This window comes from Uliginosibacterium sangjuense, from assembly GCF_059132465.1.
The window spans coordinates 1,118,554-1,131,360 of the sequence record NZ_CP101132.1 but is presented as its reverse complement, the minus strand read 5'-3'; the positions used below and the strand labels follow the sequence as shown (position 1 = coordinate 1,131,360).

The window sequence follows — 12,807 nt, the reverse complement described above, 5'->3', positions numbered from 1 at the left end:
CATGACCACCCGACGGGTGCTGATGGTCGCCTTCCACTTCCCGCCATTGCGAGGCAGCAGCGGCATCCAGCGCACGCTCGCCTTCGCCCGCCACCTGCACGAATCCGGCTGGGAGCCCTTGATCCTCACGGCACATCCGCGCGCCTACCCGGACATCAGCACGCCCCCCCCCGATCTTCCGCCCGACCTGGTGGTGGCGCGCGCGCAGGCGCTGGACACCGCCCGCCATCTCTCGCTTGCCGGCCGCTACCCACAGGCCCTGGCACTACCGGACCGCTGGCGCAGTTGGCAGTTCGGCGCGGTACCGCAAGGGCTGGCGATGATCCGTCGCTACCGCCCCGCCGCCCTGTGGTCCACCTACCCCATTGCCACCGCCCACCTGATCGGCGCCAACCTGCAAAAACTCAGCGGACTGCCGTGGGTTGCCGACTTCCGCGACCCGATGGCGCATGAGGGCTACCCCGCGGACGCCCGCACCTGGCACAGCTTCAAGCACGTGGAGGAAAAGGTCTTCGGGCGCGCCCGCCATGCCTGCTTTGCCACACAAGGCGCGCACCGCCTGTATGCCGAGCGCTACCCCCAACGGGCCGCCGACATGTCGGTCATCGAGAATGGCTACGACGAAGCCGCCTTCGCCAACCTGGCACCAGCCCCGCGTGAGGACAACCGCATCCTTCTCCTGCACAGTGGCATCGTCTATCCCGAGTGGCGTGACCCGGCGGCCCTGTTCACCGCCGTGCGCCGCCTGCGCGAACAAGGCCACTCCCTGGTCGGGCGCCTGTGCCTGCGCTTCCGTGCCAGCGAGCATGACAGCTTTGTGACTGCGCGCGCGCGCGAACACGGCGTGGCCGATCTGGTGGAAACCGTTCCGCCTCTGTCCTATCGCGAGGCTCTGGCCGAGATGCTGGCGGCGGATGCCTTGCTGGTCCTGCAATCGGCCGGCTGCAACGACCAGGTGCCCGCCAAGTCCTACGAGTATCTGCGCGCTGCGCGTCCGGTGCTGGCCCTGGCCGACCCCACCAGCGACACCGCCCGCCTGTTCCAGGCCAGCCCACTCGCCCATCTGGCTGCGCTGGAAGCATCGGTCGACGTCGAACAGGCCCTGCGTGCCCTGCTCGACCGCCTGACCCAGCCCGCGAGCAGCACCGTCGACACCCAATGGACCGCCCGCTTCAGCCGCCGCGCCCAGACTGCCGAGCTGGGTCGGTTGCTCGATCAAGCCATCGCCTGAGTCCTGCCACCGACCGCTTACTGACCGTAGGGGCAGATGGAGACTTATTGCGCAATTGCAGCAAATGTTCGCTGCTATCATCCAGGGCCTCCCGTACCCAAGAGCACATCATGTCCATTCGTTGGGAGTGTCATGCGGCATCAGCGTTTCCCCAATTCACCCAACGCTGGGACGCGCTCAACCAGGAAGCGGGCAATCTGCCCTTCCTCGACAGTCGTTTCATCGCCCCCTTGCTGGCCCACTTCGGCAACGGAGACCAACGCCTCCTGATCGCTACCCGGGACGGCCGTGACATCGCCGCCGGGATCGTCGAGCCTTGCGGTCTCGGTCGCTGGCACAGCTTCCAGCCCTCCCAGATGCCCCTGGGGCCTTGGCTGATGCGGCCAGAGAGCGACCTCGAAGCGCTCACCACCAGTCTGCTGCGCAGCCTGCCGGGCGCCAATCTGCTGCTGGGCCTCACCCAACTCGACCCCCTGCTCGTGCCGCGGCCGGCCAATGACGGGCGGATCGGTACGGTGGACTACATCCAGACCGCCTGGGTCGATGTCGAGGGCAGCTTCGACACCTATTGGGACGCGCGCGGCAAGAATCTGCGTACCAACATGCGCAAGCAGCGCAGCAAGCTCGAAACCGAAGGCGTGCAGATCCGCTTCGAGCGCATCACCGATCCGACCCAAGTGGACGACTGCCTGGCGGAGTATGGCCGCCTGGAAGCCAGTGGCTGGAAAGCCGAGGCGGGCACGGCTGTAGGCCATGACAATGCCCAGGGCGCTTTCTATGCCGACATGATGAGGGCCTTCTGCGCCAGCAATCAGGGCTGCATCTGGCGCCTGCAGTTCAACGACAAGACGGTCGCCATGGACCTGTGCATCGAGAGCGGCAGCACCCTGGTCGTGCTCAAGACCGCCTTCGATGCAGAACACCGCAGCGTCTCCCCTGCCTTCATCCTGCGCCAGGACGCCTTCCGTGGCCTGTTCGACGAGGGCCGCATCCGCCGCATCGAGTTCTACGGCCGCCTGATGGAGTGGCACACGCGGTGGACGCAGAACGCGCGCACGCTGTACCACCTGAACACCTGGCGCTGGGGCTTCCTCGCCCGCATCAAGCAACAGTTGCAGCAGCGCCAGGCGCGCCAGGCCGAGGCCGCGCCCGAAAGTGCCGCCAGTGAAAGCTGAGCACGCGCGCACCATCCCGCTGTCGATCCGCCTGCGCTGGCAGGCTTTCCGCCTGCTCGAACGCTTCGGCACGCCAGGCTCCCCGCTGCGTCTGCCGGACGACGACACCATCCGTCCGTCCCTGTGGGTCTTCGTCTCCACCATTGGAGAAGTCAACGCCATCGGCCCCCTGCTGCGCGAACTCGCCGATCGCCATCGCAACCTGCAACTGGTCCTGCTGACCGACCGCAGCATCTATCGCGAGTCCTACCTCGCCCAGTTCCCGCAGGCCGAAGTCGTCGAGATCGGTGCCAGCGGCGCCCCGGCCGCCGCACTCGCCCAGCGCCGCCCGCCACGCCTGTTCGTCGTCGCCGAGATTCCCTGCCTGCCCGCCGATGCGCCCTGCCGTCTGCCCTTCGGCTATCTCTACGCTGCGCGCCAGGCCGGTGCCCACCTGGCCCTTGTGAACGGCTGGCTCTATGGCTACACCCCGAGTTGCCGCATGGACGACATCGAGCGCCGCCTGCTCAGCGCGAGCTACCTGCAACTCTTCGATGTCCTGTGCGTGCAGACCGAAACGGTTGCCGCGCGCCTGCGCGAGGCCGGCGCACCCGCCGATCGCCTGCACATCACCGGCAACATCAAGTTCGACGCCATGCAAAGTACTGCGCGCCCCTGGCAGGACACGCGCAGTCCCCACACCCTGCACAGCATCGAGCAGAGCGCCCGCCCGATCGTCGTAGCCGGCTGTGTGACCGACGATGATGAACGGGACCTCGTGCTCGACGCCTTCCAGTCCCTGCTGCCTGCCCGCCCCAACGCGCTGCTGGTGCTCGCCCCGCGCCACCCGGAGAACCCGAATGTCATGCGCAACCTGCACACCGCGCTGCAGGCACGCCACCTCGCCTACCGTTGCCGCAGTGCCGCCGCCGACCACGCGGTCGAGCCCGGCCTGCAGGTGCTGGTACTGGACACCATGGGTGAGCTGCGCGACTTCTATGCCCGCGCCAGCGTGGCCCATGTAGGGCGCGACCACAACGTGCTGGAGCCGCTGGCCTTCGGTAAACCGGTCACGGTGAGGCCTGGCTGGGACAGCACCTATCCCAGCTATCCGGTCTATCAGTTGACCCGCGAACATGGCTTGCTCAGTGAAGCCACCGGAAAGGAAGACCTGGCCCAGGCATGGGCTGAGTCCTTGAGCCGCGGCGAGGCACGCGGCCTACAGATTCACGCAGCCCTGCGCCCGCTCACGGGCGCGACCTCGGCCAGCGCCCGCGCCCTGAGCGCATTGCTCCCTGGGGCCACGGCATGAGCCTGAAGGTTTTGCACCTGTCGCACACCCCTCTGGTGGGCGCACCAGGCCGCATCTGCGAAGCGCTGCGCGCACTCGGCTGCGATGCGCGCTGGGCGGTGCTCAAAGCCGAAAACTACGGCGGCCTGAGCTTCGAACTCGACTGGCGATGGGACGATCACCAGGAAGAGATACTCGCCTTTGCCGCCCAGGCCGACCTCATCCACCTCCACAACTACGTCGACCTGAGCTGCAAGGATTTCGCGCCGCTCGACTTCCGTGCGCTGTGGGCCTCCGGGCGGCCGATGCTGCGGCATTTCCATTCGACGCCCCAGCTCGTCGCACGCTACATGGGTATCGACGAGCAAGCCGTACTCGACTGCCCTCTGCCCAAGCTGGTGATCGCACAGTATCCGGAACGCTTCTTCCCGCAAGCCCGGATCGTGCCGAACATCGTCTCCGATGTGCCAGACCGGGCGGATCGCAGCGGGCTGCCGCTGCGCATCGGTTATGCCCCGAGCAACTTCCGCTCCGCCCGCGCCAGCCGCTGGGACACCAAGGGCTACCCCGAGACCCGCAAGCTGCTGCTCCACACGCTGAAGACGCTCAAGCAGGCCGGGCATGAAATCGAACTCGACCTCATCACCCAGGTGCCGCATCGCGAGTGCATCCAACGCAAGGCGCAGTGCGATGTCTTCATCGACGACCTGGTCACCGGTAGCTATCACCTCAACACACTGGAGTCGCTGATCCAGGGCTGCGCCACCCTGACGCACCTGGATGGCCGCATCCAACGCACATTGTTCGAGTTGCTGGGTCGCGCAGATTTCCCCGCACTGGACGTGCGCCTCGAAAGCCTGCCCGAAACGCTGGACCGATTCGCGGCAGACCCAGCATTGGCGCGTTCGCTGGGCGCCCAATCCCGCGCCTGGATGCGTCAATACTGGACCCCGGCGCTCATGGGCCAGCACTTCCTGGATGCGTATTCCGCCGTCCTGCGTTCGCCGGGCACGCCCTTCCCCGCTCGCTTTGGCTCGGATGCGGCGTCCGCCTACCGTACGCGGGATCACTACGATGCGGCCTGGGAGGCGCGGCATCGTACCTGGCCCCGACTGACGCCAGACTGGCTGCTGTCGGCGCGCCACGCACTCGGGCAGACCCTGCGCAAGCTCGGCCTGCGAACATGACATGAAGCATGCGCTCGTACTCACCCGCGCCTGGAGTGACGCGCCGGAGACAGCCACGCATGGCATCTTCCAGCGGCTCTCGCTGTTTCTCGACGCACTGGGGACGCAGTTCTCCCATATCGAGGTCCTGGCTTTTGCGCCCGACAGTCCTGACCTGCCCGGTCTCGCCGCCCGGCATGCCGCGCGCTATCAACGCGGCCTATCCGCGAGCATCAAGGTGACTGCAGTCCCCCGCACCCCCAATCCGGCGCCCTGGGGCTTGGTGGCGCGCTACCTCGGTGGCGCCTGGTCGGTGGACCGCCAGGAGAACTACCTCAACATCGCAAGCCGGCCGTGCACCCAAGCCGTGGAGACTGCCCTGCAAGCCAGTCCGGCCCTGGTTTTCGCGCACCGCCTGCCCGTCTTCACCCCGCTGCTGAACTGCTCCAGCCAGACGCTGCCGCCGATCCTGTTCGACATGGACGACATCGAGCATCGGGCGCTCATCCGCAGCCTCCGCCACGCACCGCGCTGGCCCAGTGACCGCCTTCGCCTGCTACACGCGCCGGCCTTGATGCTGCGCGAGCGAGCAGCCATTCGGGCCAGTCAACTCACCTTTGTATGCTCGCAAGAAGATGCCCTGAGCCTGCAACGACTCTCAGGCTCGCGGCATGTGGTTGCTGTGCCCAATGCTGTTGCAGCCCCCGTGACTCTCGCCGAACGCAAAGCCGCACGCCATGCGGTGGGTTTCATCGGCTCCTTCGCCCACCCGCCCAATCTCGACGCCGCCATCTGGCTGATCGAGGATATCTGGCCGCGAATACGCGCTCAGCATCCGCATGCGACACTGCAGATCGCCGGAGCAGGCTCGGCGGATGCCCTGTCCAGCTACAGCGAAACCCCCGGGCTGCGGGTTCTCGACTTCGTCCCTGATGTCAGCAGCTTCTATGACGAGGTGGACGTCATGCTCGCCCCGCTCCGGTTTGGCGCCGGAACACGCGTCAAGATCATCGAGTCCGCCGGCTACGGCCTGCCCACGGTCAGCACCCACATCGGTGCCGAAGGCCTGGTGCTCCGATCAGATGAAAGCATCGTCCTGGCCGACTCGGCCGAGCAGATCGCAAGCGCCGCCTGCCGGTTGCTCGGCGACTACGCGGCAACACAGCGAATCGGTCTCGCCGCGAGAGCCTGTTACGAACAACACTATGCGAGGCAAGGCGTCGTGGACGGCATCGCCGGCCACATTGCCCGCATCCTGGAATCCCCGGCGGCCCGCTGAATCATGTCCATCAGAAAGTCGATCTTCATCAGCGCCCTGTCCGCCAACAGCCTCACGCTCATCGGCATCATCTCGTCGATGATCATTGCGCGGCTGCTGACGCCAACCGATCTCGGTGCTTACGCGATCGCCGCGGTGTTTGTGGGACTCGCTCACCAGTTTCGGGACTTCGGAACCAGCACCTATCTCGTGCAGTGCGAACGGATAGATCGGGAGTCCCTGGGCAAGGCACTGGGACTGACGGTCCTTTCCGCCTCGGCACTGGGGCTACTCGTCATCGCCCTGGCTCCGTTGGCTGGCTGGTTCTACCGCTCACAGCAGATCACCTATGTGCTGCTCGTCCTCGGCGTGAACTTCTTCATCGTGCCCTTTGGCGCCAACACACTTGCCATCCTCCGTCGCGATATGCGTTTCAAGGAGCGTGCAATCATCGACCACGCCAGCGCCTTTACCGGCCTCGCGGTGTCGTCCACCTGTGCCCTGCTCGAATACGGCGCGATGAGCCTCGCCATCGGAACCTTGAGCAGCACGATCGCCACCACGCTATGCGCCAGTCTTTATCGTCCGCGTCAGCATCCTTGGTCGATCCGTTTCCGGGGACTCAGGGAAGTTTTCAGCTTTGGCGCCTCGACCACGGCGAGCACGATGATCACCCAACTGAATCGCGGAATCGTGGACATGGTGGGTGGGCGCTTCGCGGGATTGGAGGCGGTGGCCTTCTTCAACAAAGCCAAATCCGTGACAGACCAAATCGGGGCGTTGCTACTCGGCGTGGCAAATCAGGTCACCCTGCCGGTGCTGTCTGACGCGCACCGCAAGGGCGAACCCCTCGCCCCGCTCTACCTAAGGGCCATCGCACTACTGACGGGAGTAGTGTGGCCTGCGTGCATATTCGCTGCCTTCTTCCCGCTCGACATCCTGCATTTCATGTACGGCTCGCAATGGGATGCAGCCGCGCCCATGCTCAGGCTGATGTGCCTGATGACTGTCTTCAGTTGTCCATTCTGGCTATGGCCGCAACCCATGTTCGCGCTCGGCAAGCCTCAACCCGTAGTCTGGGGGGAAAGCCTCCACCTAGTCAGCCTATTGGCTAGCTTGGGTGTCCTCGCATGGTGGCTCAAATCAGACAACCTTGCGCTTGCAACGATACTCGGCGTACCCCTGGTGCTGATCTACGCTTATCGCACACTACGCATCACGCTCGGGTACTCACATCGGGAATACTTCCTGGCTCTTTGGCCGAGTGCGCTTGTAGCATGCTCAGTGGCTCTGTGCGCTTTCGCCATGGCTACCTTGACGCAAGGATGGCTCTTGATTCCCCGCCTGCTTTTGTGTGGAGGAATCTGCGGAATCACTTGGGTCGCTAGCACCTTCCTTTTCAAGCACTTATTGCGTAACGAACTGACCCACGCTCTCCGTTACGTAGGGCTCATGCGTAGGACTTGAGCCGAGTCGAACACGGTACAACGCACACAGCAACTCGAGATTTTTCAGCATGGAACGCCCAGATCTAAGCATCGTCATCCCGACTTACAACAACGCGGAGTACTTGGTTCGCGTTTTGGGCTCGGCTTATGCGCTCGAAGGTGTATCTCTCGAAGTCATCCTGGTAGATGACGGATCGACCGATCACACTCCGCAACTGGTCCCGGCACTGACTCAGTCTTACCCTGAACTCGTTTGTGTCAGAACCACGAATGGCGGACTGTCGGCGGCACGAAACACTGGCATTGAACGCGCAACGGGGCGTTACGTAATGCTTCTGGATGCCGATGATGAAGCTATCAAGAACGACCTCAGATCCGTCCTCTCCACAGGCGCCGACCTGATCCGTATAGGAACGGAGGAAATTGGCTTTGACGGCCACGCTCTACAACACGAACCGCCCACGGTCTCGCCATGCAGCGGGCCTGCGTACCTACGCCAGTGTTTTTTGGCCGAGTCGTTCTACACCCCGGCTTGGGCATACCTGTATCGACTAGACTGGCTGAGATCAAACGGACTCGTTTTTCAGAAAGGCTTGATCCACGAAGACATGCTGTTCAGCGTGCAAGCCCTACTCGCCGCAGAGTTGGTGATCTGCTTCGATCCGCCCGTTTATAGATATTTCAGACGACCGGGATCGATCACAACCAGCACTCAGGAACACCATTACCTGCAACGCATACGTTCGCTGGAGAAGATCGTACGGATACTGGTTCAAATGGGAAACTCGCGTACAGACATAGACCTGAGCCACTGGATCGTCACGACCAACGACCACGCCCTCCAGATCGCATACAAAGCCGAAACCCGCAAGGCCAAAGCCATTGCACTGAGATCTCTTCTATGGATGCTGGTTTTCTATCGCGGACCAAGCGCTCCCCAGATCCGTCAGCGAGAGCGCTGGCGGCTACGGCAGACATGGCATGATTTCCTGTTCAATCCGCAAACCTGATCGCCCCCTGAAATCCAAAGATCTCTCCCGATCCGACAAACCTGTTGCGCTCAAGACCTTCGGCCACTAGAGCGAGGCAGATGAGAAAGCCACAATACAGCCATTCACAACCGATCGAAGAAGAGCAGCCTCATGACGAACGCCCCACTTACTCATGAGCGACTATCGGTGGTGAGGCGTGCATTGCGTATTGCATAACGCAACTAGAAAACCCAACAACTCTCTTGATCTACATGAGCGAACGGTCTGCACGCACGCCCCGAGCCAGAGCAATTGCCTTCTACCTGCCTCAGTACCACCCCATTTCCGAAAATGATGAATGGTGGGGGCCTGGATTCACGGAGTGGATCAATGTCGCCAAGGCGCGCCCTCTCTTTCGTGGACATCATCAGCCACACCTCCCCGCGGATCTCGGCTTTTACGACTTACGACTGGCGGAAACAAGGGAGCAGCAAGCGCTGCTCGCGCGGGAAGCTGGCATAGAGGGGTTCTGTTACTACCACTATTGGTTCGCCGGGCGCCGAATCATCGAACGGCCTTTCAATGAAGTACTCGCATCCCGGCAACCCGATTTTCCCTTCTGCCTCTGCTGGGCGAACCAGACATGGTCTGGAATCTGGCACGGGCTGAGTAATCGTGTGCTCATCGAGCAGACCTACCCGGGAAAAGAGGATCACATTCAGCACTTCAACGCGCTGTTGCCCGCGTTCACAGATTCTCGCTACATCAAGGTAGACGGTAAGCCATTGTTTGTTGTATTCAATCCGACCGACGTTCCTGACCCGCAAAGAACGACGGACCTCTGGCGAGAGCTGGCGGTCAAGGCTGGGCTGCCGGGCCTATACCTTGCTGCGAGCATCGGCGACCCAGATTGGGAGCCGGCCCTTCATGGGTTTGACGCTTCGGTGATCACGCGACTTCCACCCAAGCGTAGGACCTGGGTGCCATGGTCCAACCCCTACCAGAAAATCAAAGGGAAATTGATGGACCTGATGCGTCAGCCCACAATTCATCCCTATCGGAGTGTGATCGACAAAATGATCACGCCTCGCTTTGACCGGATCACGAGTTTCCCATGTGTGATTCCGAACTGGGACAACACGCCTCGCAGTGGCGCGAAAGGCATGGTGCTTGATGGCGCCACGCCCGAGTTGTATCAGCAGGTGTTGGAGAAGGCAGTCGCCCGAGTCGCCGACGAGAGCCCGGAACACAGAATCGTGTTCATCAAATCCTGGAACGAGTGGGCGGAAGGAAATTATCTTGAACCGGACCGTCAATTTGGCCACCAGTATCTGGACGCGACTCGACGGGTTCTACTTGGTTAAAGTCTCTGACCTGACGGCCTCAGATCCAAGGCCTACTTTCAGACAGGCATAGCTATGCACGACGCTCATCTGCTGCATCACCTTCCATTACTGTCGGCCGCGAGTCGTCCGACGAGTCCGGCACTGACCTACCAGGACAGTACGTTCAGCTATCAGCTTGTGGCGGAAAGCTGCACCAACTTCGCCAGCGCGCTGCTCGACCTCGGCCTCCCCCGCGCTGCCCGCGTCGCGATCTACCTCGACAAGCGCGCCGAGTTCGTCTTCGGGGCGTTCGGGGCGGCGGCGGCGGGCTGCGTGTTCGTGCCGATCAATCCCTTGCTGAAGCCTGAGCAGGTCGGTTACATCCTGCGCGATTGCAATGTCAGCCTGCTGCTGACTTCGCCGGAGCGCTATGCGCTGCTGGGCGAGACGCTCGCCCAATGCCCCGATCTCAAGCATGTGATCCTGACCGAAGGTGCGCAGACACCCGAGGGCGGCGCGGCGACACACGCGCTGCATTCCTGGTCCGCCGCCATGGCAAGCCCGGCGCGGCCGGGGCATCGGGTGACCGATGCCGACATGGTGTCCATCCTCTACACCTCAGGCAGCACCGGGCGCCCCAAGGGCGTGGTGCTGAGCCATCGCAACATGGTCGCTGGGGCGAAGAGTGTGGCGAGTTACCTCGGCAACCATGCGGAAGACACCCTGCTCGCCGCGCTCCCACTGTCCTTCGACGCCGGCTTCTCGCAACTGACCACGGCCTTCCATTCGGGTGCGCGCGTGGTGCTGCTGAACTACCTGATGCCGCGCGATGTGATCAAGGCGCTGGAGCGCGAGAAGGTGACCGGGCTTACCGCCGTGCCGCCGCTGTGGATCCAGCTCACCCAGGTGCAATGGCCGGTGAGCATTGGCGAGCATCTGCGCTACATCGCCAACACCGGCGGGCGCATGCCTTTCGAGACGCTCAAGGCCTTGCGCGAACGTCTCCCCAAGACCAAGCCCTTCCTCATGTACGGGCTGACCGAGGCCTTCCGCGCTACTTATCTCGACCCCAGTGAAGTGGATCGTCGCCCGGACTCGATCGGCAAGTCGATCCCGAACTCCGAGGTGCTGGTGCTGCGTGAAGACGGCACGGAGTGCGCACCCAACGAACCGGGCGAACTGGTCCAGCGCGGGGCACTGGTCGCCATGGGCTACTGGAACGACATGGAGAAGACCGCCGAGCGTTTCAAGCCCCTGCCCGCCAATCTGCGTCCGAACGGTCTGGTGCTGCCCGAGATCGCAGTGTTCTCGGGCGACACCGTGCGCCGCGACGAAGAGGGCTTCCTGTATTTCATCGGGCGCCGCGACGAGATGATCAAGGTGTCGGGTTATCGCATCAGCCCGACCGAGATCGAAGAAGTAGTCTATGCCACCCAGATGGTCGGCGAGTGCGCGGCCTTCGGTGTGCCGCACCCCGCCATGGGCCAGGCCATCGTGCTGATCGTCACCGCCCCCGCCGAAGGCACGCTGGATACCGACGCACTGCTCGCGCAGCTCAAGCGTGACTGCCCGGCTTACCAGGTCCCCTCGCGCATCGAGCTCCGCCCAGGTCCGCTGCCCCGCAACCCGAACGGCAAGATCGACCGCAAGCTGCTGTCGGGCGAATTCCAGACTCTGTTCGAACAGGCCCCGCAATGAGCGAAGTCCGCCAAGCCCCGCGCCACGCGCCCCAGTCATATTTCCCACAGCAACACGGTGAACTGCAGGTGGGTGGCATGCCCCTGAGCCGGCTGGTCGCGCGCGTCGGCCAGACGCCGTTCTACGTGTATGACCGCAGCGTACTGCAGCGTCGCGTGGAAGAGTTGCGCGCTGCGCTACCCGCCGCGCTGTCGCTGCACTATGCGATGAAGGCCAACCCGATGCCGGCACTGGTGGGCTTCATGGCAGGCCTGGTCGACGGCCTGGATGTCGCCTCCGGCCGCGAGCTGCGCGTCGCGCTCGATAGTGGCATGGACCCGCGCGAAATCAGCTTTGCCGGTCCCGGCAAGAGCGAGGCCGAACTGACCCAGGCGGTCGCGGCCGGCGTGCTGCTCAATGTCGAATCCTTCCGCGAGGCGCGCGTGCTGGCCGACATCGGCGCACGCACCGGGTGGACGCCGCGCGTGGCGGTGCGCGTGAATCCGGACTTCGAACTGAAATCCTCCGGCATGAAGATGGGCGGCGGCCCCAAGCAGTTCGGCGTGGACGCCGAGCAGGTGCCCGATCTGTTGCGCGAGATCGGCACGCTGGGGCTGAGCTTCGAAGGCTTTCACCTCTACGCCGGCTCGCAAAACCTGAAAGCCGAGTCCATCGTCGAGGCGCAGCAGAAGAGCTTCGAGCTGGCCCTGCGCCTGGCCGAGACCGCACCCGCTCCGGTGCGCGTGCTCAACCTGGGGGGCGGTTTCGGCATCCCTTATTTCCCGGGTGAGACACCGCTCGATCTCGCGCCCGTCGGCGCCAACCTCGACGCAATACTCGCCCGCGCAGCCCAAGCGCTGCCTGGCACGGAAATCGTGATCGAACTGGGCCGCTACCTCGTCGGCGAAGCCGGCCTGTATGTCTGCCGGGTGACCGACAAGAAGGTATCGCGCGGTCTGCCCTATCTGGTGGCCGACGGCGGCCTGCATCACCACCTCGCCGCCTCCGGTAACTTCGGCCAGGTGATCCGCAAGAACTACCCGGTTGTCATTGGCAATCGCATGGACAGCGAGCTAACCGAAGTCGCCTCGGTGGTCGGCCCCTTGTGCACGCCGCTGGATCTGCTGGCCGAGCGCATGGAACTCGCCCGTGCCGAACCCGGCGATCTGGTCGTGGTGTTCCAGTCCGGTGCCTACGGCTACACCGCCAGCCCGCGCGACTTCCTGAGCCAGCCCCCCGTGGTGGAAGTGCTGGTGTAGTCACACGCACGCAAGACACAGGAGAAC

At 63.7% G+C, this 12,807-nt stretch carries 10 protein-coding genes; all 10 read left to right on the top strand.

What is annotated here, in order from left to right:
- The first annotated feature begins 1 nt into the window (after position 1).
- The 10 genes from NMB43_RS05160 to NMB43_RS05115 all read left to right on the top strand — a co-directional run bounded on the left by NMB43_RS05160 (position 2) and on the right by NMB43_RS05115 (position 12,780).
- Positions 2-1,231, top strand: coding sequence for a glycosyltransferase family protein (locus tag NMB43_RS05160; protein ID WP_494351085.1), 1,230 nt, complete (start codon positions 2-4; stop codon positions 1,229-1,231).
- A gap of 110 nt (positions 1,232-1,341) precedes the next feature.
- Complete coding sequence (locus NMB43_RS05155; RefSeq protein ID WP_494351084.1) at positions 1,342-2,406, top strand: GNAT family N-acetyltransferase; 1,065 nt, start codon at positions 1,342-1,344, stop codon at positions 2,404-2,406.
- Positions 2,396-3,697: a 3-deoxy-D-manno-octulosonic acid transferase gene (locus NMB43_RS05150; RefSeq protein ID WP_494351083.1), complete on the top strand. Its 1,302-nt coding sequence runs from the start codon at positions 2,396-2,398 to the stop codon at positions 3,695-3,697. The genes NMB43_RS05155 and NMB43_RS05150 overlap by 11 nt, the downstream gene beginning before the upstream one ends.
- On the top strand, positions 3,694-4,863 hold the full coding sequence (locus tag NMB43_RS05145) for a glycosyltransferase (RefSeq protein WP_494351082.1): 1,170 nt from the start codon (positions 3,694-3,696) through the stop codon (positions 4,861-4,863). The genes NMB43_RS05150 and NMB43_RS05145 overlap by 4 nt, the downstream gene beginning before the upstream one ends.
- 1 nt (position 4,864) lies before the next feature.
- On the top strand, positions 4,865-6,121 hold the full coding sequence (locus NMB43_RS05140; RefSeq protein ID WP_494351081.1) for a glycosyltransferase family 4 protein: 1,257 nt from the start codon (positions 4,865-4,867) through the stop codon (positions 6,119-6,121).
- 3 nt (positions 6,122-6,124) lie between these two features.
- Positions 6,125-7,567, top strand: coding sequence for an oligosaccharide flippase family protein (locus NMB43_RS05135; protein ID WP_494351080.1), 1,443 nt, complete (start codon positions 6,125-6,127; stop codon positions 7,565-7,567).
- A gap of 49 nt (positions 7,568-7,616) precedes the next feature.
- Entirely contained in the window at positions 7,617-8,558 is a 942-nt protein-coding gene (locus tag NMB43_RS05130; protein ID WP_494351079.1) for a glycosyltransferase, read from the top strand.
- A gap of 233 nt (positions 8,559-8,791) precedes the next feature.
- The gene (locus NMB43_RS05125) at positions 8,792-9,883 is read left to right on the top strand and encodes a glycosyltransferase WbsX family protein (protein ID WP_494352116.1); all 1,092 of its coding nucleotides are present in this window, start codon (positions 8,792-8,794) and stop codon (positions 9,881-9,883) included.
- Positions 9,884-9,937: 54 nt separating this feature from the next.
- Positions 9,938-11,542 carry an acyl-CoA ligase (AMP-forming), exosortase A system-associated gene (locus tag NMB43_RS05120; protein WP_494351078.1) on the top strand — a complete coding sequence of 535 codons (1,605 nt, stop codon included), beginning with the start codon at positions 9,938-9,940 and terminating at the stop codon, positions 11,540-11,542.
- Positions 11,539-12,780 carry a pyridoxal-dependent decarboxylase, exosortase A system-associated gene (locus NMB43_RS05115; protein ID WP_494351077.1) on the top strand — a complete coding sequence of 414 codons (1,242 nt, stop codon included), beginning with the start codon at positions 11,539-11,541 and terminating at the stop codon, positions 12,778-12,780. Before NMB43_RS05120 ends, NMB43_RS05115 begins: the two co-directional genes overlap by 4 nt.
- The last annotated feature ends 27 nt before the right edge of the window (positions 12,781-12,807 follow it).

Coding starts and splice junctions, on each gene's coding strand:
- NMB43_RS05160 (WP_494351085.1), top strand. CDS start 2: ATGACCACCCGACGGGTGCTGATGGTCGCCTTCCACTTCCCGCCATTG.
- NMB43_RS05155 (WP_494351084.1), top strand. CDS start 1,342: ATGTCCATTCGTTGGGAGTGTCATGCGGCATCAGCGTTTCCCCAATTC.
- NMB43_RS05145 (WP_494351082.1), top strand. CDS start 3,694: ATGAGCCTGAAGGTTTTGCACCTGTCGCACACCCCTCTGGTGGGCGCA.
- NMB43_RS05140 (WP_494351081.1), top strand. CDS start 4,865: ATGAAGCATGCGCTCGTACTCACCCGCGCCTGGAGTGACGCGCCGGAG.
- NMB43_RS05135 (WP_494351080.1), top strand. CDS start 6,125: ATGTCCATCAGAAAGTCGATCTTCATCAGCGCCCTGTCCGCCAACAGC.
- NMB43_RS05130 (WP_494351079.1), top strand. CDS start 7,617: ATGGAACGCCCAGATCTAAGCATCGTCATCCCGACTTACAACAACGCG.
- NMB43_RS05125 (WP_494352116.1), top strand. CDS start 8,792: ATGAGCGAACGGTCTGCACGCACGCCCCGAGCCAGAGCAATTGCCTTC.
- NMB43_RS05120 (WP_494351078.1), top strand. CDS start 9,938: ATGCACGACGCTCATCTGCTGCATCACCTTCCATTACTGTCGGCCGCG.
- NMB43_RS05115 (WP_494351077.1), top strand. CDS start 11,539: ATGAGCGAAGTCCGCCAAGCCCCGCGCCACGCGCCCCAGTCATATTTC.